Annotated in this window: 11 protein-coding genes and 4 pseudogenes; 9 read left to right on the top strand and 6 right to left on the bottom strand. The window is 73.4% G+C overall.

Annotated features, from left to right (window positions below):
* The first annotated feature begins 74 nt into the window (after nucleotides 1–74).
* A pseudogene (locus ACEXOX_RS20485) lies at nucleotides 75–1,528 on the top strand (sensor histidine kinase).
* Nucleotides 1,529–1,612: 84 nt separating this feature from the next.
* Here the strand turns inward: ACEXOX_RS20485 and ACEXOX_RS20480 are convergent.
* Complete coding sequence (locus ACEXOX_RS20480; RefSeq protein ID WP_406522363.1) at nucleotides 1,613–2,191, bottom strand: SUKH-3 domain-containing protein; 579 nt, start codon at nucleotides 2,189–2,191, stop codon at nucleotides 1,613–1,615.
* An 8-nt stretch (nucleotides 2,192–2,199) separates the two neighbouring features.
* Nucleotides 2,200–2,711, bottom strand: a pseudogene (locus ACEXOX_RS20475) (YwqJ-related putative deaminase).
* Between the two features lie 353 nt (nucleotides 2,712–3,064).
* On the opposite strand from ACEXOX_RS20475, the gene ACEXOX_RS20470 reads away from it, so the two are divergent.
* The 4 genes and pseudogenes from ACEXOX_RS20470 (at nucleotide 3,065) to ACEXOX_RS20455 (ending at nucleotide 9,359) form a co-directional block, all read left to right on the top strand.
* Entirely contained in the window at nucleotides 3,065–4,072 is a 1,008-nt protein-coding gene (locus tag ACEXOX_RS20470) for an SMI1/KNR4 family protein (RefSeq protein ID WP_406522362.1), read from the top strand.
* Between the two features lie 6 nt (nucleotides 4,073–4,078).
* Nucleotides 4,079–6,839, top strand: a pseudogene (locus ACEXOX_RS20465) (SUKH-4 family immunity protein).
* Between the two features lie 269 nt (nucleotides 6,840–7,108).
* On the top strand, nucleotides 7,109–8,044 hold the full coding sequence (locus tag ACEXOX_RS20460; protein WP_406526409.1) for an LCP family protein: 936 nt from the start codon (nucleotides 7,109–7,111) through the stop codon (nucleotides 8,042–8,044).
* Nucleotides 8,045–8,231: 187 nt separating this feature from the next.
* Nucleotides 8,232–9,359 carry a cellulose-binding protein gene (locus ACEXOX_RS20455; RefSeq protein WP_406522360.1) on the top strand — a complete coding sequence of 376 codons (1,128 nt, stop codon included), beginning with the start codon at nucleotides 8,232–8,234 and terminating at the stop codon, nucleotides 9,357–9,359.
* A gap of 79 nt (nucleotides 9,360–9,438) precedes the next feature.
* Here the strand turns inward: ACEXOX_RS20455 and ACEXOX_RS20450 are convergent, their stop codons facing one another.
* Entirely contained in the window at nucleotides 9,439–11,073 is a 1,635-nt protein-coding gene (locus ACEXOX_RS20450; RefSeq protein ID WP_406526408.1) for an MFS transporter, read from the bottom strand.
* 549 nt (nucleotides 11,074–11,622) lie between these two features.
* Here ACEXOX_RS20450 and mfd point away from each other — a divergent pair.
* The 3 genes from mfd to ACEXOX_RS20435 all read left to right on the top strand — a co-directional run bounded on the left by mfd (nucleotide 11,623) and on the right by ACEXOX_RS20435 (nucleotide 16,258).
* Nucleotides 11,623–15,162 carry a transcription-repair coupling factor gene (gene mfd, locus ACEXOX_RS20445; protein WP_406522358.1) on the top strand — a complete coding sequence of 1,180 codons (3,540 nt, stop codon included), beginning with the start codon at nucleotides 11,623–11,625 and terminating at the stop codon, nucleotides 15,160–15,162.
* 106 nt (nucleotides 15,163–15,268) lie between these two features.
* Nucleotides 15,269–15,580: a hypothetical protein gene (locus ACEXOX_RS20440; protein WP_406522356.1), complete on the top strand. Its 312-nt coding sequence runs from the start codon at nucleotides 15,269–15,271 to the stop codon at nucleotides 15,578–15,580.
* Nucleotides 15,581–15,724: 144 nt separating this feature from the next.
* Complete coding sequence (locus tag ACEXOX_RS20435) at nucleotides 15,725–16,258, top strand: hypothetical protein (protein ID WP_406522355.1); 534 nt, start codon at nucleotides 15,725–15,727, stop codon at nucleotides 16,256–16,258.
* Nucleotides 16,259–16,315: 57 nt separating this feature from the next.
* On the opposite strand, the gene ACEXOX_RS20430 is transcribed toward ACEXOX_RS20435, so the two are convergent.
* Both ACEXOX_RS20430 and ACEXOX_RS20425 read right to left on the bottom strand, forming a co-directional pair.
* Nucleotides 16,316–16,885, bottom strand: a complete 570-nt coding sequence (locus tag ACEXOX_RS20430) for a chloramphenicol phosphotransferase CPT family protein (RefSeq protein ID WP_406522353.1) — start codon at nucleotides 16,883–16,885, stop codon at nucleotides 16,316–16,318.
* Between the two features lie 17 nt (nucleotides 16,886–16,902).
* A pseudogene (locus ACEXOX_RS20425) lies at nucleotides 16,903–18,365 on the bottom strand (DUF2079 domain-containing protein).
* Between the two features lie 79 nt (nucleotides 18,366–18,444).
* Here ACEXOX_RS20425 and ACEXOX_RS20420 point away from each other — a divergent pair.
* Nucleotides 18,445–19,242 carry an HNH endonuclease family protein gene (locus ACEXOX_RS20420; RefSeq protein WP_406522351.1) on the top strand — a complete coding sequence of 266 codons (798 nt, stop codon included), beginning with the start codon at nucleotides 18,445–18,447 and terminating at the stop codon, nucleotides 19,240–19,242.
* Between the two features lie 115 nt (nucleotides 19,243–19,357).
* On the opposite strand, the gene ACEXOX_RS20415 is transcribed toward ACEXOX_RS20420, so the two are convergent.
* On the bottom strand, nucleotides 19,358–20,137 hold the full coding sequence (locus ACEXOX_RS20415; RefSeq protein ID WP_406522349.1) for a DUF4190 domain-containing protein: 780 nt from the start codon (nucleotides 20,135–20,137) through the stop codon (nucleotides 19,358–19,360).
* Nucleotides 20,138–20,329: the final 192 nt, after the last annotated feature.

Raw genomic sequence — 20,329 nt, 5'->3', positions numbered from 1 at the left:
TGGTCCGTAACGGTGCACTCGCGTGCAGAGCGCTCGACGGAAAATCGCTCGCAGCCGCCCGTAGGCTGGTCGGTATGACCGCAACGGGGGCAATCGAAGCTACGGGTGCGCGGGACGCGCCCGCCGGGCCGTGGTGGTGGCCGCGGCGGCGGAGTGTGGTGCTCGACGTGTCGTTGGCCGTCGTGTCGACCGTCGAGACCGTGGTGGAGGGTCTGGACTTCGCGGGTGACACGGGGCTGCCGGCGTGGGCCGGGCTGCTGCTCGGGCTGGTCGTGGGGCCGGTGCTGCTGCTGCGGCGCCGGTGGCCGGTGGCCGTGGTGCTGGTGTCGGTGGCGGTGACGCCGGCGCAGATGGGCGTGCTGCTGGGCATGATCGGTCTGTATTCGCTGGCGGTCTCGGACGCGCCGCGGCGGGTGATCGGGCTGCTGGCGGGGATGGCGGTGGCCGGGACGCTGGTCTCCGGTTTCTTCACCATCCGGCAGGACGTGGGGGTGAGCCGGACTTCAACCCGCCGTCATGGTTCGTGCTGGTGATGGCGGCGGTGGTGGCGCTGGTGGTGACGGCTCCGCCGGTGTTGTGGGGGTTGTACGTCGGTGCGCGGCGCCGGCTGGTGGAGAGTCTGCGGGAGCGGGCGGACGGGCTGGAGCGGGAGTTGTCGCTGCTGGCGGACCGGGCCGAGGAGCGGGCGGAGTGGGCGCGCAACGAGGAGCGGACGCGGATCGCGCGGGAGATGCACGACGTGGTGGCGCACCGGGTGAGTCTGATGGTGGTGCATGCGGCGGCGTTGCAGGCGGTGGCGTTGAAGGATCCGGAGAAGGCGTCGCGGAACGCGGCGCTGGTGGGGGACATGGGGCGGCAGGCGTTGACGGAGTTGCGGGAGATGCTGGGGGTGCTGCGGACGGCGGAGGGGGCGTCGGGGCGTTCGTCGGCGCCGGTGTCGGACGAGCCGGAGCGGTTGGTGGCGGTGGCGTCGAAGGCGAAGACGAAGGCGGCGGGGGAGGCCGCGGGTGCCGGCGGTTCGTGGTCGGAGGGTGCGGAGAGGCCGGGCCGGGTGGCGGAGGCCGGGTCGGGGTCCGGTGGTGGTGCGGTGCGTGGTGGTGCGGCGGTGGTGACGGCGGAGCCGGAGGGGGAGGGGCCGTCGCTGGCGGAGCTGGGGGATCTGGTGGGGCAGTCGCGGGCTGCCGGGATGGCGGTGGAGCTGTCGGTGGACGGTGTGGCCGCGGAGGGTGGTTATCCGCCGGGGGTGGAGCAGACGGTGTACCGGGTGGTGCAGGAGGCGCTGACGAATGTGCACAAGCACGCGCCGGGTGCGCGGGCCCGGGTGCGGTTGGCGCATCGTGAGGGTGAGGTGGCGGTGCAGGTGGAGAACGGTCCGTCGGAGCGGGGTGCGGCGGACGTGGGGTTGCCGAGTGGGGGGAACGGCCTGGTCGGTATGCGGGAGCGGGTGACCGGGCTGGGTGGGGTGTTCGTGTCGGGGCCCACGGAGGCGGGTGGCTTCCGGGTGTCGGCGGTGCTGCCGGGGCGGTAGGGGGCGTACGGGGAGGTAAGGGGCGGTAAGGAGTGGGAGGAGAGCGGTGGGGGCCGGCTCCGAGGGCGGGAAGCGTGGCCCCGTTCAGCTCTCCCGTGCCGTGGCCTGGCTGAGCCGGGTGGGGCGGATGCCGAGGACGAGGGTGTTGAGGGCCTGGTCGATGTGGGGGCCGAGGTACCAGTCGCCGGTGTGGTCGAGGCTGTAGACGCGGCCTTCGGTGTCGATGGCGAGGACGGCCTGGCCGCCGGCTTCCTGTCCGAGGGGTGCGACGTCGGTCTCCAGGGCGCGGCCGAGGTCGCCGAGGGTGCGGGCGAGGTGGAGGCCGTGCAGGGGGTCGAGGGTGAAGGGGGTGGGGGCGAGGTGGCGTCCGGGGCCGGTGGGGGTGATGTCCAGGCCGCCGAATTCGGCCCAGGCCTCGACGGCGGCGGGGAAGACGGTGTGGCGGTGCCCGGCGGGGGAGGTGTGGGCGCGCAGGGCGTCGGCCCAGTGTTCGGCCTGCTGTATGTCCCAGCGTCCGGTGCGCCAGCCGGCGTCCTGGAGGGCGGCGTCGACGGCGACGGGGAAGCGGGTGGCCGAGGTCCGGTCGTAGGAGTCGTAGACCGGGGCGACGGGCGCGGCGGAGACCGGGGCGGTGGAGTCCGCGGACGGTGCGGTGGGGGGCATGGTGCGGGTCAGCTCCCTGCGTGCGTACCGATGGGCATGACGCCGAAGAAGGCGAGGAGGGCGTCGCAGGAGCGACAGGGGGAGCGTAGCTGCCGTGCAGGGGGTCGCCGTCCTCGCGGATGTGCCGGGCGGTGATTTTGGAGTGTTTCAGGGAGCGGCGGGCCTCGCCGTTGGTGAGGGGTTTGCGGGAGGCGCGTTTGCCGCGGTTGGCCTCGACGGCGGTGAGGTGGCGGCTGAGCAGGACGGCTTCGGGGCAGCGGCCGGTGAAGCGTTCGCGCTGGGCGGTGGCGAGGGTGTCGAGGAAGTCCTGGACGAGGTGGTGGAGCACGGGGGGTTGTTCGGCCTTGCTCGCGGTGCAGGTGAGGGTGCGTCCGCGTACGGAGAGGGCGGCGCCGACGGTGGGGAGGATGCCGTCGCGGCGGTGGCGGAGGGCAGGCGGACGGTCGTCGTCGGCGGTGCCGCTCCAGCCGACGCGGGGGTCTCCCGCGGTGGCGGTGTTGTGGTGTGCCGTGGTGCGCATGGTCAGTGCTTTTCCCTCCCCGAATCCCCGGGACGCCGGAGGTCCCCCGCAAGGGTAGGGGGAGGGTCAGCCTGCCAAATGTGGTGGGTGTTGGGGAAGTCGGGTGTGCTGTCGGTGATGTCACGGTTGTGTCCGGGTGCGGGGCCGGGTGGGGGGCCGGGTTCCGGGGTGTTCCGGTGGTGAGGGGGTCGGGGGCGGCGGGTGGTTGCGAGGTGGGGGCGCGCGGTGAAGTGGCGGTGTGCCGACGGCGGTTGGGGCGGGGCCGGGGGAGGCCGGTTGACGTGCGCGGGAGGGCGGGTTGCGGTACGGCATAGGCTGTGCCCAGTAGCCGGATTCAGCCAGGGAGCACCGCCATGACGTCAGGTCGGCACGGGCTGGGGGCACCTCCCGGCCCTCAGGTCGCGGGCCACGCCGCGCCACCGAACACGGCCTATGCCGGGCAGGTCGTGCATTTTCCGGATCCGGTGCGTGCGGCGCGGTATCCGCGGGGTGTGCCGGTGGACGGGTCGGGGTTCCCGGATTTCTCGTCGTACGCGCGGGCGGCGGCGGAGATCGCGGAGCCGCCGGAGGGTTTCGGCGTGGACGAGTTGCGGCTGACGGACTATGTGTCGGCGAACGTGGCGTTGCACGCGTGGGGGCACGAGCTGTGGGAGGACGTGCCGGCGGTGGCGACGCCGCACGGCTGGACGTGGCATCACGTGGCGGGTTCGCGGCGGATGGAGCTGGTGCCGGTCGAGGTGAAGGCGCTGTTGCGGCATCACGGGGGGCTTGCGACGGCGGCGGTGGACCACGGGAAGCGGGGGACGCGGCCGTTGCAGGACACGCGGCCGGTGCATTTCGGGTTGCCGCACCGGGAGCTGTCGGTGACGGAGGAGCAGGTGCGGCAGGCGGAGGAGGCGCTGGGGTACCGGCTGCCGGGTGCCTATCGTTCGTTCCTGAAGGCGGCGGGCGGGTGTGCGCCGGTGGGGGTGGGGCTGTACGCGGATCTGGGGCTGCTGGTGGACCAGCCGTTCTTCACGGTGCGGGACGAGGCCGCGCTGAACGATCTGGTGTACGTCAACAAGTGTCTGCGCGATCACTTCACCAAGGACTACCTGGGCGTGGGGTTCGTGCAGGGCGGGGTGATAGCGGTGCAGGTGCGGGGTGCGGCGCCGGGTTCGGTGTGGTTCTGCGCGTACGACGACGCGCGGGACCGGGACGGGTGGCCGGTGCGGGAGCGGGTGGAGCGGCTTCTGTTGCCGTGCGGGGCGGATTTCGACGATTTTCTGCGGGAGCTGGCGGGGAGTCCGCCGGAGCTGGAGACGGTGGCGGGTCTGATGGTGGACGGCGGCTTCGCGCGTGTCGTTCCGGTGGAGGGGTGAGGCGCGGTGGTGACGTTCGCGCAGGCGCAGGAGCGCGCGGAGCGCTGGGTCAACGAGGACGTGTCGGGTCCGTTCCAGCGTGAGGTGCGGGTGCGGGAGTTCGATCTGGGGTTCGTGGCCTGGGCGGAGGACCGCGCGGGCGGTCCGGCGACGGAGGGCGGCCGGGCCCGGCTGGTGATCGCGCGGGACAGCGGGGAGACGACGCTGTGGCCGGGGTTGCCGGTGGGTGAGGTGATCCGGCGGTACGAGGAGGAGTACGGCGCGGTGGCGGACGCCGTGGTGGCGGAGGCGCCGCCGCAGCGGATCGATCTGGAGGCGACGTCGTTCCTGCTGACGCCGCCGGAGTGGTTGCAGGAGGCGGCGGACCGGCGGACGTCGGGGGCGGGGCTGGTGGTGCCCGCGGGGGAGCCGGCCGCGTCCGCGGGGGCTCCTTCCGTACCGGCGGATGCCCCTTCCGTACCGGTGGATGTTCCTTCTGTGCCGGAACAGGATGCTTCCGTGTCCGTATCGGATCAGGCTGCTTCCGTACCGGTGCCGGGTCAGAGCGCTTCCGTACGGGACGAGCCGGCCGTCGTGACGCCGTGGGCGGGGACGGACGTCCGGGCGGACGAGGACGCCGACGACCGTTCGGTGGGGCTGCCCGCGACGGTCTTCGCGCCGCCGCTGGCCGGGTTCGACGACGAGGACACGCCGCCGGCGGGCGCGGGGGCCGAGGCCAGGACGGAACTGATCGCGGGCGGCAGCCGATTGCCGCGGACGATGATGGCGCCGGCGGTCGAGGAGGCGGGGGCCGGCGGGCCGGTGGCGCCGCCGATGCCGTCGTCGCCTCCGCCGGGGCCGGACGGGACCGGGCCGCACGCGGCGGGGCTGGCGGAGCTGCCGCCGCCGTCCGGGCCGCCGATCGCCGATGTGCCGCCGCCTCCCGTGTACGCGGCGGGGGCCGGTGCTGCCGAAGGGCCGGGCGCGCCGGACGGTGGTACGGACGCGTCGGCGCCCTCCGCCGCCGCTCCGGCGGGCGGGTACGTCCCGACGCAGCTCGTGTCGCAGCTCGACGCCGATCAGGTGGATCTGAGCGCGGTGGACGGACCGGAGCCGGCCGCGCCGGAAGGGGAGCAGGGGCCGCCTGCTCCGCCGTCGGCCGGTCCTGGCGCCGGCCCTGGTGCCGGTGGTGTGCACGCGGCCGCGACGATGCTGGCCGGTGGCGCCGCGCTGCCGTCCGACGCGGCCGGGTCGGGTGGTCCGGGGGCCCGGGCGGTGCTGGTGGCTCCGCCGGTCCCGGTGTGCCGCCGCCTCCGGCGCCTCCTGGCGTGCCGCCGGGTCCGCCCGGCGGGCCGAAGGCTTCCGGTACGCCGGGTGCGCCCGGTACATCCGGTACGCCCGGTGATCAGGCCCCGTCCGGCGCTGCGGGCGGCCCGCCCCCGCCACCGTCCGCGCCACCGTCCGCGCCGCCCTCGACCGGTCCCGGCAGTACGACCGGTCCTGGCGGTACGCCCGGCCCCAGCGGTACGCCCGGCCCCGGCGGCGGTGTGCACGCCGCCGCGACGATGCTGGCCGACGGCGCGGGAGCCCTCGGCGGCCCGGGGATGCCGCCGCCCGGCGTCCCGGGCCCGCCCGCACCCGCTCCGGCCGCACCCGCTCCGGCCGCCCCCGGCCCGCCCGCATCCGGCCCGGTGGCCCCCGGTCCGGCCGCGCAGCCGCCCGGGGTGCCGCCGTCCGCCGCGCAGCCGCCCGCCTCCGGCTCGTACGGCTATCCGCAGGCGCCGCCGTCCGGGCAGCCGACCGTCGGCCCCGGTTACATGGCCGTCCTGAGCTACCGCGCTCCGGACGGTTCGGAGCAGAAGATCGTGCGGCGTTCCGCGCCGGGCACCCCGCATCCGGAGTGGCAGTTGCTGCACGAGCTGCGCGGGATGAACGTCCCGCCGCAGCAGGTGCTGGAGCTGCACACGGAGCTGGAGTCGTGCGACGTGCCGGGCGGGTACTGCGCGCGGATGGTCCGTGAGACCTGGCCGCAGGTGCGGATCAGTCACACCGCGGCGTACGGGACGGAGCACGCCTCGCGGCAGCAGGGGTGCGCCACCTCGTGGAGCACCAGGGCGAGTTGCACCAGGTGGCGGACGGTCCGGCGCGGCCCGCGCCGGTGCGGGCGCCGTTGCCGCACCCGTCCCAGGTGCAGGCGGTGCCGCCGGTGCCGCCGCAGGTGTTCGGGCAGGAGCTGGAGCAGGCGTTCGGTCCGCAGGGGATCTTCCGGTTCGATCAGCGGGCGGTCTCCCGGCACGGGGTGCCGGAGGTGGTGGCGCAGACGCTGGTGTGGGCCGGGCTGCCGGTGGACTTCGGGCCGTTCTTCTGGGCGCAGGCGCAGCCGGGGCGTCCGGTGCCGACGCTGGCGGAGCTGGCGGCGGAGCGCGGGGTGCGGCCGGCTGCCGACGCGGGGTCGTACCTGGTGATGGGGAACGACTTCGGCCGTCAGCTGTGTGTGCAGTACGGGACGGCGCACATCGTGGCGGTGCCGCTGGACGGCGGTGCGCAGGGGCCGGGCGGGCTGCCGGCGGTGCCGCAGTTCGTGAACAGCGGGCTGCCGGAGTTCGTGCGCTGTCTGGCGATGCTGGGGCGGATGTGGCGGCTGCGGTACGGGCTGACGCCGGAGCAGGCGGGGCGTTGGACGGTGGACTTCCAGGCGCAGCTGGTGGCGTTGGACGCGCCGGCGCTGGGGTCGCCGGAGACGTGGTGGTCGGTGCTGCTCGAACAGATGTGGGACGGGTTGCTGTAGGGCGCGGCCGCGGGGGCGGGCGACGCGCCGGTTGCCGGTGGGCCGCCCGTGCCGCCTCCGGCGGCGCTCGACCTGCGGGGCGGGCGGGTCACCATGATCCTTCGTATATGGGTCAGCCGTCGTGGTCGCCGCAGCCTCCGTCGCCGGAGGGTACGTCGACGCTGTACCGGGCCGGGCACGGACGTGGGTCCGGGTCCGGGCGCGGGGGCCGCGGGGGCCGCCGTCCGGAGGGGCGGCGGCGCCGGCTGTCCTGGCCGAAGCGGATCGCGCTGGTGCTGCTGGTTCTGGTGGTGCTGGCGGTGGCGGGCGGGGTGGCGCTGTACGTCTGGGCGGGCGGCCAGGTGCGCCGTACCGACGCCGTCGCCGGCTACTCCGGCAGGCCGTCGCCGGGCAAGGGCACGAACTGGCTGCTGGTCGGTTCGGACAGCCGGGAGAGCCTGACGCCGGAGCAGCGTGAGCGGCTGCACGTCGGCAACGACGAGGGCCTGAACACCGACACGATCATGGTGCTGCACCACGGGGACAGCGGCCCCTATCTGGTGAGTCTGCCGCGGGACAGCTATGTGGCGGTGCCGGGGCACGGCCGGAACAAGGTGAACGTGGCGTTCGCCGAGGGCGGACCGAAGCTGTTGACGCGCACCGTGGAGCAGGCGACGGGGCTGCGGATCGAACGCTACGCCGAGGTGGATTTCCTCGGCTTCGTGAAGGTGGTGGACGCGCTCGGCGGGGTACGGATGTGCCTGGACAAACCGCTCAAGGATGAGAAGTCGGGTGCCGACTTCCGGGCGGGTTGCCAGGAGATGGACGGAGTGCGGGCACTTGCGTACGTACGGGCGCGGTATACGGATCCGGAAGGCGACCTGGGCCGGGTCAGGCGGCAGCGGCAGCTGATCGGCGCGCTCGGCGACAAGATGCTCGGGGCCAAGGTGCTGCTCAATCCGTTCGCGCTGGTCCCGGCGCTGGACGCGGCGCTGTCGGCGCTGACGGTGGACCGGGCGGCGGGCGTGCCGGACCTGGCACGCCTGGGCTGGTCGATGAAGAAGATCGCGGACGGGGCGGGTGCGGCGACCACCGTTCCGGTGGCGAACCCCGGGGTGAACCTGGGCGGTCTCGGTGATGTGGTGGAGTGGGACGAGCAGGGAGCGCGGCGGCTCTTCCAGGCGCTCCGCGAAGATGTCCCGATTCCGACTTCTAGCAGCAATTGACGCATCCTTGGACGATGGAAAGGGGCGGAGTGTCGCGTAACGGTCGCTTCGAATCGATCCAGAAAGATGTGCGCGCGAGTGCGCCGCACATCGGAGAGGGGCTTGAGGGATGAGTGCATCGGTTTCGCCTCACGGGTTCGAGATCGTACGAGGACGTGGCTACCGTCCCGAGGATGTCGACCGCCGGGTGGAAGGGCTCTCGGTCGACCGTGACTCCTGCTGGGAGCGCGCGGCACGGCTGACGGTCCTCGCCAACGAGATGACGGCCGAGCTGGCGGAGCTGCAGGAGTACGTCCGGCAGCTGCCGCCGCAGACGTACGAGTCGCTGGGCGACCAGGCGCGGCTGATCCTGACGACGGCGGAGGCCGAGGCGGCGCGGCTGCGCAAGGACGCCGAGGAGGCGGCCGAGCGGGCGCGCGAGGAGGCCGAGGCGTACGCGCGGCAGATCCAGGAGGCCGCGGACCGGGCCGCGCAGGAGCTGCGGGACGAGACCGAGGACCAGGCGCGCCGCACGGTCGAGGCGGCGTGGGCCGAGGCGGACGCCATCGAGGCCGCGGCCGTCAAGGACGCCGGGCAGTGGCGGACCGCCGCCCAGGACGCGCTGCACGAGATGGAGCAGCGCACCACCGGGATGCTGCGCGAGCAGGAGCAGGAGCAGACCGAGGAGTGGGAGGCGGCCGGCCGCGACCTGGCGGCGCAGGAGGCCGACCTCGAACTGCGGGTGGCGGAGCTGGAGGAGCTGGGCCGGGCCAAGGTCGCCGAGGCGGAGCGCTTCCTTACGGAGGCCGAGGAGGCGGCGCGGCACCGCGACGAGGACGCCGAGGCGCGCGCATCCGACCTGCTGGCGCAGGCCAGGGTCGAGGTCGAGCGGATCGAGCGGGCCACCGACCGGATACTGCGTGAGCACACGGAGCGGCGCGAGAAGGTGCGCGAGCACATGACGCACGTCCGCAACACGCTGGCCGCCCTGACGGGCAAGGCCCCCGAGGAGGACGAGCCCGCGGGCGGCGCGGCGGCCGAGGGCGCCGGGGACGTCGCGGGCGCGGGGGCCACGACGAACGCGCAGGGCGGCACGGTGCTGCTGGAGAAGGCCGGTGGCACGGGCGAGGCCGACGTGGCCGACGAGGCCGGGGACGCCGGAGAGGCTGATGGCTCCGTCGGGAGCGACGGGTCCGTTCGTGCGCAGGAGGCCGCGGTGACCGGTACGGGTGCGACCGCGGCCGGGGAGCCCGCCGACACACGGGCGCCGGTGGACCCCGACAACGAGGACACCCTGGAGACGAAGCTGCCGCGGCTGCCCGAAGGGCAGCAGTGATACGGGCCGCGAACCCGGCGGGGAGGGCGGCGGGCGCCGAGCGGCGCGCGCCCCTTCCCCGCCGGGCTCCGTAGCGCCGTCAGCCGCCGCTTGCGGACCCGGCCGCCGGCTGCTCCTCTCCACCCGTACCGCTCGTACCGGCTGTACTGCCCGTACCGGCCCCGGCTCCGCCCCCGACGCCGTTTTCGGTCCCGGCCCCGGCTCCGACACCGCTCCCGGCCCCGTCCCCGGACGTGTCTCCCGGCCCGCTCCCCGGCTCCCCGTGGAGCGGGAAGCGGCGCGGCGCGAGCAACAGCAGGATCAGGAAGGCGAGACCGGCGGCGGCCGCGGCACCGAGGTAGACGTGCTCGACGGTGACGTCCACGGCGCGCCGCAGGTAGTCGGCGGCCTGCTCGGTGAGCGCGCCGGCGCTGGCCAGGGCGTGCGAGACGGAGTCCAGGTCGTCGGGCAGGCCCGGCCGGATGTCCGTGGGCGCGGTGGCCAGCCGGCCGTTGAGGGTGGCGTTGGCGACGGCGCCGAAGAGGGCGGCGCCGACGCACTGGCCGACCTGGCGGCAGAAGAGGATCGAGGCGGTCGCGGTACCGCGCTCCTCGAAGCCGACCGAGGACTGCACCCCGATGATCAGCGGCAGCTGGAAGATCCCGAGGGCGGCGCCGAGCGCGAACATGAGCAGCGCGGGCTGCCAGGCGGCACCGGGGTAGGGGAGCAGCAGGAAGGTGAGCAGGACGAGCGTGGCGGCGCCGATGCCGATCATGGAGCAGTTGCGGATGCCGACGCGGTTGTAGACGTGGCTGCTCAGTGCGGCGGACACCGGCCAGCTCAGGGTCATGGTGGAGAGTACGAATCCGGCCGCGATCGGGCCCAGGCCCAGTACGGCCTGGGCGTAGGTGGGCAGGAAGACGGTCGGCGCGACCATGAGCAGGCCGCCCGAGCCGAGCGCCAGGTTGACGGCCGAGATCGTCCGGCGGCGCCAGACCCAGCCCGGGATGATCGGTTCGGCGGCGCGGCGTTCGATGAGGACGGTGGCGGCGCCGCAGAGCGCGCTGCCCGCGAAGAACAGCAGCGAGGGCACGGAGAGCCAGGGCCAGGCGACGCCGCCCTGGACGAGGGCGGTCAGCAGCAGGCCGCCGCAGGCGAAGATGGCGAGCGCGCCGGGCCAGTCGACCCGGGGGCGCCGGGTGCGGTCCCGCGCGGGCAGTGATTCGCGGAAGTGCCGGACGACGAGCCAGAGCGCGAGGGCGCCCACCGGCAGGTTGACCAGGAAGATCCAGCGCCAGTCGGCGTAGGCGGCGAGCAGGCCGCCGAGGGCGGGACCGGCGACCGAGGAGGTCGCCCAGACGGTGGACAGCCTGGCCTGGATCTTGGGCCGTTCCTTCATCGGGTAGAGGTCGGCGGCGATGGTCTGGACGGTGCCCTGGAGGGCGCCGCCACCCAGTCCTTGCAGGACGCGGAAGGCGATGAGGGAGGCCATGTTCCAGGCGGCCGCGCACAGCAGCGACCCGGCCAGGAAGATGATCACACCGGTGATCAGGATGGGCTTGCGGCCGAAGGTGTCGGAGAGCTTGCCGTAGACGGGCAGGGTGACGGTGACGGCGAGCAGATAGCCCGAGAAGAGCCAGGAGAACACGGCGAATCCGCCGAGGTCGCCGACGATCTGCGGGACGGCGGTCGCGATGATCGTCGAATCGAGCGCGGCGAGCGCCATGCAGAGCATCAGGGCGGCCACGACACGGCCGCGCCCGGCGGGGGGCCGGGGTATCGGGGGTACGGGTGCGGCCGCCCCGGCCGCCGCGCCCGCCCCGGCCCCGGCGCCCGCCCCGGACGGCGGAACCCCACCGCCCCGCCCGGCTTCACCGCCCCGCCCGGCCTCCGTACTCCGATCGGCTCCCGCGCCCGTCCCGGCTCCCGGGCCCGTCCCCGCTCCCGCGTCCGTCCCGGCTCCCGCGCCCCCGCCGGCCCCCACATCCCGACCGGTGGTGCTGCTCACCGTCCCCGCCGCCCCTTCCGCTTCCGTCCGGCCCCTCGTGCGGTGGCCGCTCCTGCTGTCCTGACTCACGTGCCCCCCTCGGCTTTTGCGTGTACGCGACACCCTTCCACGCGGGCGCCGCCACCGGAACGGCATCCCGCGTCCGGGTCGGGCGGGTTGCCGGGGCGAGTGGAACGCGGGTGTCAGCAGGGAGTCGTACTCTTGGGGAAACCCGGCCCGTCGCACGTGCCGGGCTGCTCGCGTTGTTCGCCTCACCGGGACGGAAAAGCCATACTCATGAGCCTGACTGGTCTGCTCGACGCCGTCGCCCAGGACCCGGCGCTCGCCGAAGCCGTGCGGGCCGCGGCGGACGGCAACCGTCCCCAGGTGGACCTGGTCGGCCCGCCCGCCGCCCGCCCGTTCTCCATCGCCGCCCTCGCGCGCCGCAGCTCCCGTACGGTCCTGGCGGTGACCGCCACCGGCCGGGAGGCCGAGGACCTGGCCGCCGCGCTGCGCTCGCTGATGCCGGCCGGCGAGGAGAACGCGGTGGTGGAGTACCCGTCCTGGGAGACGCTGCCGCACGAACGGCTCTCGCCGCGCTCGGACACCGTCGGCCGCCGCCTCGCGGTACTGCGCCGTCTCGCCCACCCCAGCCAGGACGACCCGACCGCGGGCCCGGTCCAGGTGGTCGTCGCACCCGTACGCTCCGTGCTCCAGCCGCAGGTCAAGGGCCTGGGCAACCTGGAGCCCGTGGCGCTGCGCACCGGGCAGACGGCGGACCTGGAAGAGGTCGTGGACGGGCTGGCGGCCGCCGCGTACGCGCGGGTGGAACTGGTCGAGAAGCGCGGCGAGTTCGCGGTGCGCGGCGGCATCCTGGACGTGTTCCCGCCGACCGAGGAACACCCGCTGCGGATCGAGTTCTGGGGCGACGACGTCGAGGAGATCCGCTACTTCAAGGTCGCCGACCAGCGGTCCCTGGAGGTGGCGGAGCACGGGCTGTGGGCGCCGCCGTGCCGTGAGCTGCTGCTGACGGCCCAGGTGCGGGCGCGGGCCGCGGACCTCGCGGAGCGGCATCCGGAGCTGGGCGAGCTGCTGGGCAAGATCGCCGAGGGGATCGCCGTCGAGGGCATGGAGTCGCTGGCCCCGGTGCTGGTGGACGACATGGAGCTGCTGCTGGACGTGCTGCCGGCGGGCAGCATGACGGTGGTGTGCGACCCGGAGCGGGTACGGACGCGTGCCGCCGACCTGGTGGCCACCTCGCAGGAGTTCCTCCAGGCGTCGTGGGCGGCGAGCGCGGGCGGCGGAGAGGCCCCGATCGACGTCGGTGCCGCCTCCCTCTGGGGCATCGCCGACGTCCGGGACCGGGCCCGCGAACTGGGCATGATGTGGTGGACGGTCAGCCCGTTCGCCGCCGACGAGGAGCTGGACGAGGACACCCTCAAGCTGGGGATGCACGCCCCGGAGACGTACCGCGGCGACACCCAGCGGGCGCTGGCCGACACCAAGCGCTGGATCGCGGACGGCTGGCGGACGGTGTTCATCACCGAGGGGCACGGCCCGGCCGCCCGTACGGTCGAGGTGCTGGGCGACGAGAACATCGCGGCCCGCCTCGACCCGGAGCTGGGCGAGCTGTCCCCGTCGGTCGTGCACGTCTCGTGCGGCTGCCTCGACAACGGCTTCATCGACCCGGGCCTGAAGCTGGCGGTGCTGACCGAGACGGACCTGACCGGCCAGAAGTCGGCGAGCAAGGAGCTGGGCCGGATGCCGGCCCGCCGCCGTAAGACCATCGACCCGCTGACCCTCCAGGCGGGCGACTTCATCGTCCACGAGCAGCACGGCGTCGGCCGGTACATCGAGATGGTGCAGCGCACGGTCCAGGGCGCCACCCGCGAGTACCTGCTGGTGGAGTACGCGCCGGCCAAGCGCGGCCAGCCCGGCGACCGCCTGTACATCCCCACCGACCAGCTGGAGCAGGTCACCAAGTACGTGGGCGGTGAGGCGCCGACGCTGCACCGTCTGGGCGGCGCCGACTGGACGAAGACCAAGGCGCGCGCGAAGAAGGCCGTCAAGGAGATCGCCGCCGACCTGATCAAGCTGTACTCGGCGCGGATGGCGGCGCCCGGCTACACCTTCGGCCCGGACACGCCTTGGCAGCGCGAACTGGAGGACGCGTTCCCGTACGCGGAGACGCCCGACCAGCTCACCACGATCGCCGAGGTCAAGGAGGACATGCAGAAGTCCGTCCCGATGGACCGGCTGGTCTGCGGCGACGTCGGTTACGGCAAGACCGAGATCGCGGTGCGGGCGGCGTTCAAGGCCATCCAGGACGGCAAGCAGGTCGCGGTGCTGGTGCCGACGACGCTGCTGGTGCAGCAGCACTTCGGTACGTTCACCGAGCGGTACGGCCAGTTCCCGGTCGTCGTCAAGGCGCTCAGCCGCTTCCAGACGGACACCGAGGCCAAGGCCACCCTCGAAGGGCTCAAGGACGGCTCGGTCGACCTGGTCATCGGCACCCACCGGCTGTTCTCCTCCGAGACCAGGTTCAAGGACCTGGGCCTGGTCATCGTGGACGAGGAGCAGCGTTTCGGCGTCGAGCACAAGGAGCAATTGAAGAAGCTGCGCGCCAACGTGGACGTGCTGACGATGTCCGCCACGCCCATTCCCCGTACGCTCGAAATGGCGGTGACCGGCATCCGCGAGATGTCCACGATCACCACCCCGCCGGAGGAGCGGCACCCGGTCCTGACCTTCGTCGGGCCGTACGAGGAGAAGCAGATCGGCGCGGCCATCCGGCGTGAACTGCTGCGCGAGGGCCAGGTCTTCTACATCCACAACCGCGTCGAGTCCATCGACCGGGCGGCGGCCAGGCTCCGCGAGATCGTGCCGGAGGCCCGCATCCAGACCGCGCACGGCCAGATGGGCGAGAACCAGCTCGAACAGGTCGTGGTGGACTTCTGGGAGAAGAAGTTCGACGTGCTGGTCTCCACCACGATCGTCGAGTCCGGCATCGACATCTCCAACGCCAACACCCTGATCGTCGAGCGCGGCGACAACTTCGGCCTGTCCCAGCTGCACCAGCTGCGCGGCCGCGTCGGCCGTGGCCGCGACCGCGGTTACGCGTACTTCCTCTACCCGCCCGAGAAGCCCCTGACGGAGACCGCGCACGAACGCCTGGCCACCATCGCCCAGCACACGGAGATGGGCGCGGGCATGTACGTCGCGATGAAGGACCTGGAGATCCGCGGCGCGGGCAACCTCCTCGGCGGCGAACAGTCCGGCCACATCGCCGGCGTCGGCTTCGACCTGTACGTCCGCATGGTCGGCGAGGCCGTCGCCGACTACCGGGCGTCCCTGGAGGGCGGCGTGGAGGAGGAGCCGCCGCTGGAGGTCAAGATCGAGCTGCCGGTGGACGCGCACGTCCCGCACGACTACGCCCCCGGCGAGCGGCTGCGCCTCCAGGCGTACCGCGCGATCGCCGCGGCGTCCTCGGAGGAGGACATCACGGCCGTCCGCGAGGAGCTGACCGACCGCTACGGCAAGCTCCCCGAGCCGGTCGAGAACCTCCTCCTGGTCGCCGGCCTGCGGATGCTCGCCCGTTCCTGCGGCGTCACGGACATCACGCTCCAGGGCTCCAACGTCCGCTTCGGCCCCGTCGAACTCCGCGAGTCCCAGGAACTGCGCCTCAAGCGCCTCTACCCGCGCACGGTCCTCAAGCCCGCCACCCGCCAGGCCCTGGTCCCCCGCCCGTCCACCGGCAAGATCGGCGGAAAGCCGCTGGTCGGACGGGACCTGCTGGCCTGGGTCGGCGAGTTCTTGACGTCGATCCTGGGGTCCTGACGATCCCGGCGGCCCGGCCGGGGAAGCAGGCCGGGCCGCCGGAGACGCCGGGGCGGAACCGCCCGGGGCGGTTCCGCTGCCTCAGCTGCGTGCGGAAACGGCGAAGGTGTCGTACCCGCCGGGTCTCCAGGTCGGGTATCCGCTGCGGGCGTGCCTCAAGTACCTGATGAGGCACATCAGCGCGGAGCACGGGAAGCACGCCGGCATCGCGTTCACCGTCCCTGTCCAGCACTGCCGCGGATGCGGACCGGAGGCCGCGCGGCGCATCGCCCGGGCCGACGGCTGGCAGATCATCAAGCCCGGAAGGTCCGTCGGGAACCACGTGGCGCCTGAGGACCGTCAGGGCCTCACCCTGGCCGTCCCGGACCCACGCCTCCAGCCCGTACCGTCAACCGGCACGCCCTCCGAGAGGCTCTGAGAACTTCCCCTCAGCAGCCTTTGTGCTGCCTTCCGCCCGATTCAGGCACCTTGGCGGTGACCGGTAGGAGATATCGCTCTATGGTCGGGCTGCCCCGTGCGTCTCACGGGGCCAGCCGACCTCAGAGAACGGGATGTTCCCACCGTGATAAGACCCCGCCGCGCCGCCCTGTCCGCCGCCTCCCTGATCACTGCGGCCCTGGTCGCCCTCTCCGGGTGCACACCGGACGGCGGTACGGACAAGGGCGGCGCGGCGAGCCCGTCCGCGACGGCCTCCGCCTCGGCCTCCGCCACGCCTTCGCCGTCCGCGTCGCCGACCGAGAGCCCGAGCCCCAGTGCCACGCCGTCGGCCGCCGCGCCCACGCCGACTCCCGAGGCCGCCGAGCCGCCCGCGCCGACGCGTAAGACGCACCGGGCCGGCGGGGGTTCGGACTCCGGTTCCGGTGGGTCCGGCTCCGGTGGCTCGTCCTCCGGCGGCTCCGGATCGGGTTCGGGTTCGGGTTCGGATTCCGGTGGTTCCGGTAGTGACGCGTCCGGTGACGTGATTCTCGCGCCGTCCGGCAACCACTACCGCCGCGGCCAGTTCTGCAAGAAGGCCCATCTGGGGCTGACCACGAAGGACGCCCACGGTGCGACGCTGTCCTGCGAGATGCAGAGCGGGCGTCCGCACTGGCAGTGAGCCGTGCCCGCCGGGCGCTCGTACCGGCGGTGAGCGGAGCCGGTCCGCCGCCCGCCCTCACACCACGTACGCGGCGATCCGCCGTGCGCAGGTGAGGGGATCGGTGACCCCGGTGTCGACCTCGATGTCGTAGATGACGCCCCGGTGGACCGGTTCGGCCTGGGACGCCGCCATGCCGGTGATCCGGTCGCCGCGCGCGGCTTCGCGGGCGGCGGCCGTCTCCGGGGCGCAGCGCACGCCGACCCACAGCACCGACAGGCCCTTCAGTGTGCGGCGCCAGCGTTCCTGGCCTTCGGCGCCGCCGAGGAGGACCTCGTCCAGGAGGACGCCGGTGCCCGTGCGGGCGATGGCGGCGACGCCTTCCTGCCAGTCGTTCTGGAGGGCGCGGAAGACCGGGCCGACGGTGATGCTGCCGTCGGGGGCGAGGCCGAGGCCCGGTGCGGTCTCGGACGCCTCCGGTATGACGAGCGAGGGTGGCAGGGCCTCGATGAAGGAGTCGACGCCGAACGTCAGCCAGGGACGGGGCAGGATCTCCTGGAGCTGCCGGATCAGGGTGGAAGTGCCGGAGCTGGAGCCGCCGTTCAGGACGACGACGTCGGTACGGGTGCGGGACGGGCCGGTGGTCATCGGGCCACCGTACGGAGTCAGAGCCGGCCTGTCCGCTGCATCACCGCGACGCCGCCGGCGGCGCCGAGGACGCCGTACACGGCCTTGGGGTGGCGCTTGCGGGTGTCCTCCAGGGCCTGTGCGGGCTTGCGGCCGTCGTGCAGTTCCACGGCGACGTAGTCGGGGTCGATGCCTCGGGTGTCCCCTGTCCAGAAGACCCGGGTGCGGTCGGTCAGGCGGGAGATGGGCCGTATGTCGGCCTCGACCGTGGCGCCGTCGGGGATACGTTCCAGCAGGCGTTCGGCGGCCGTCGCGGACGGTGGTTTGCGGTAGGTGCCGGCCTCGGTGAGGCGGGCGAGCGGGAGGGTGGTGGTCAGGGCCAGCGCGGCGGCCAGTACGGCGGCGGGCAGGTGGTGGGCGTAGGCGCGGAGCCAGGGGCGCGCGGAGATCAGCGTGCGCGGCAGGGCGTCGGCCAGGGCGAGGAAGACCACCGGCATCAGGACGGCGTTGTAGTGCCAGTCGATGCCCCAGTAGTGCGGTTCGTGGGAGAGGAACCGCCAGCCGAGGGTGGGCAGCGCGGCCAGCAGCAGGGGCGAGCGCAGCGCGAGCAGGCCGGTGGTGGGCAGCAGGAGCCAGAGCAGGGTGCGGACGGCGGTGTCCGCCGGGATGCGGGGGCCGGGCCGCCGTCGCCGCTGAGCTTGTTCCAGTAGTCGTACGAGCCGGAGCCGTTGAAGCCGGGGATGATCACGCCGAGGGTGACGGCGGTGGCCGCGAGGCCGAAGGCGACGAGTGCGACGGCGAGCGGCACGGCGCGCCGCGCGCGGACGAGGATCAGCGCGCCGATGACGGCGGCGGTCACCCCCAGGTCCTCCTTGACCAGCACGAGCGGCGCCGCCCAGCACACCGCCGCGGTCCAGCGGCCGCGCAGCACCGCTTCCAGCGCGAAGGCGATCAGCGGTACGGCGAAGGCGATCTCGTGGAAGTCGAAGTCGACGGCCTTCTGCAGGCCCCAGGACAGTCCGTACGCGACGCCGACGGCCAGGCCGCGGCCCTGCCCCAGGTGGCGGACGGCGATCCGGGTCACCGGCACGGCCGAGAGCGCGAAGAGGAAGGCCTGCGCGAACAGCAGCGTCTGGGCGCTGGGGAAGATCCGGTAGAGCGGGGCGAGCAGGGCCAGGGCGGGGCTGAAGTGGTCGCCGAGGATGTTGGTGCCGGGGCCCTTGAGGTCGGCGACGGGGGCCCGCAGGTGCGCGTAGGCCCGTACGGCCTGCTCGAATATGCCGAGGTCCCAGGAGGACGTCGCCATCGAGCGGAAGCGCAGGACGGAGACCGTGGCGAAGAGGACGAAGAAGGCCGCGGCGGTCCAGTAGGGGAGCAGGCGCGGGCCGCGCAGGGCGGCGGTCCGGGCGCGGAGGCCGCCGGGGACCGGTGCGTATCCGCTCCCGGTGACGGGCACGGGCGTCGTCCTGCCGCTGGTCGCGGTTGCTGCGGCCGTGTCCATGGGCGTCCTTACTCTCAACTTCCGAAAAGATATCCGAGGCCGTTGAACCGGCCGGTATTGTCGCCTGCTTTGAGATGGGATGTCCCTCTTGTACCGGATACGGACCGTATCGTCGCCCCGCGTCAGGACCCTGCCCAGCACCCGCCGCGGCGGCGCCGTCGCCGCGGCCGGGCTGGCCGCGCTGCTCGCCCTCACCGGCTGCACACCCGGCGGCGGCAAAGGGGGCGGTACGGGAGAAGACGGCGGTACGGTGTCGTCCGTTCCCGCCGCGGGCGGCACCGCGCTGCACGCCGTCGGCACGCTCACCGTCAAGGGCCGCGCCCCCAAGACCGGTTACACTCGCGCGCGCTTCGGCACGGCCTGGGCCGACACGGACGGCAACCACTGCGGCACGCGCGACGACATCCTCAAGCGGGACCTGACGGAGGTGCGGTTCACCGACGGCCACTGCAAGGTCGCCTCCGGGACGCTGAAGAAGGACCCGTACACCGGCCAGGCGGTCCAGTACGAGCGCGGGCGCAGCAAGGTGGACATAGACCACCTCGTGGCGCTGTCGGACGCGTGGCAGAAGGGCGCGCAGCAGTGGCCGGGCCGCAAGCGCGTCGCGCTCGCCAACGACCCGCTGAACCTGATCGCCGCCGACTCCTCCGCCAACCGCCAGAAGGGCGACGGGGACGCGGCGACGTGGCTGCCCGCCAACAAGGCGTACCGCTGCGACTACGTGGCGCACCAGGTGGCGGTGAAGAAGAAGTACGGGCTGTGGGTGACGCAGGGGGAGAAGGACGCGATGACCCAGGTGCTCGGCGGGTGCCCGAAGCTGAAGCTGCCGGCGGGCGGCGGGCCGACGGAGGCGCCGGAACGGTTCACCGCCAAGTAGGGGCGGCACGGGGGTGTGCGACAGGCCGCCGGCCCGGTTCCGCGTGCTGCGGTTCCGGGCCGGCGGCCTGTCGGGGTCATGACGCAGGCCATGGCACAGGCCATGACACGGGTGCTCAGAGCGTGAGCTGCCAGTGGGTCGCCTTGTGGTCGAAGCCGGGGCGGACCTCGACGTCCAGGGTCTTCGCGCCGGCCGGCACGTCGAAGGCGAAGTCGGCGGTGGCGGTCTTGCCGGCCGTCACGGTGCCGCTGAAGCCGGCGCCGGACTTGTCGTCGTAGATCCGCTCGGCGGTCTTGCCGTCCTTGCCGGCGCGCGCCTCGACCGTCACCAGGTCAGCGGCGACGTCCTTGGTGCCCTTGTTCTCCAGCCGCACGGTGACCTTGTAGGACTTGTTGCCCTTCGCGTGCCCGATCGCGAACTCGCCGGGGGTGAAGGAGGCGGGCTTGGAGACGGTGACGTTCAGGCCGGTGCCGTAGACGGCGGTGGCGCCGCCCTGGTACTCCTTCGTGGCCGCGCCGCCGTCCTTCGGCTTGGCCTCCGAGCCCTCCATGGCCTTGTTGACCTCCTTCACCGCCTGGTCGACCGCGGTCACGGTGACGACCAGGCCGACCACCGACGCGATCAGCGCGAGGATGCCGAAGACCGTGCCGGTCAGGGCCACGCCCTTGTTGGTGGCCTGCCTGCGCTTGACCCTGCCGAGTCCCACCAGGCCGAAGATCAGGGCCAGTAGGCCGAGGATGCCGGCCAGCCAGAAGAGCAGCGGGATCAGGCCGCTGAGGGTGCCGATGATGCCGAGGGTGAGCGCGGCGATCCCCAGCCCGTTGCGTGCGGCCTGCTGCGGCGGCATGCCCGTCGGGGCCTGCGGGGCGTGTGGGTGGTGCATCTGGTGCGACATGGAGGTACGGCCCCTTCCGGGCGCTGGAGCGGGAGAGCGTCGGTTCGGGCGCAGGGGTGCCCCTGCGAACCGGGATGAGCCGGTTCCGCCGTGTGAACCGGTGGTGCGGTGGGTCAATAACAGCACTTCCTGTGAACCGAGTCAACACGGTTTACGGGGCGAAGGTGCTTCACGCTGTGAAGGGGACGGTGT

Origin of the sequence: Streptomyces sp. Ac-502 (assembly GCF_045222935.1) — a bacterium.
GTDB lineage: Bacteria > Actinomycetota > Actinomycetes > Streptomycetales > Streptomycetaceae > Streptomyces > Streptomyces monomycini.
The sequence above is the reverse complement of the archived record's forward strand: the minus strand, read 5'-3'. Positions and strand labels throughout refer to the sequence as shown.

Bases quoted from the DNA above. Each gene is read 5' to 3' on its own strand.
- ACEXOX_RS20470 (WP_406522362.1), top strand. From the start codon at position 3,065: ATGACGTCAGGTCGGCACGGGCTGGGGGCACCTCCCGGCCCTCAGGTC.
- ACEXOX_RS20480 (WP_406522363.1), bottom strand. From the start codon at position 2,191: ATGCCCCCCACCGCACCGTCCGCGGACTCCACCGCCCCGGTCTCCGCC.
- ACEXOX_RS20450 (WP_406526408.1), bottom strand. From the start codon at position 11,073: ATGCTCTGCATGGCGCTCGCCGCGCTCGATTCGACGATCATCGCGACC.
- mfd (WP_406522358.1), top strand. From the start codon at position 11,623: ATGAGCCTGACTGGTCTGCTCGACGCCGTCGCCCAGGACCCGGCGCTC.
- ACEXOX_RS20430 (WP_406522353.1), bottom strand. From the start codon at position 16,885: ATGACCACCGGCCCGTCCCGCACCCGTACCGACGTCGTCGTCCTGAAC.
- ACEXOX_RS20415 (WP_406522349.1), bottom strand. From the start codon at position 20,137: ATGTCGCACCAGATGCACCACCCACACGCCCCGCAGGCCCCGACGGGC.
- ACEXOX_RS20420 (WP_406522351.1), top strand. From the start codon at position 18,445: ATGTCCCTCTTGTACCGGATACGGACCGTATCGTCGCCCCGCGTCAGG.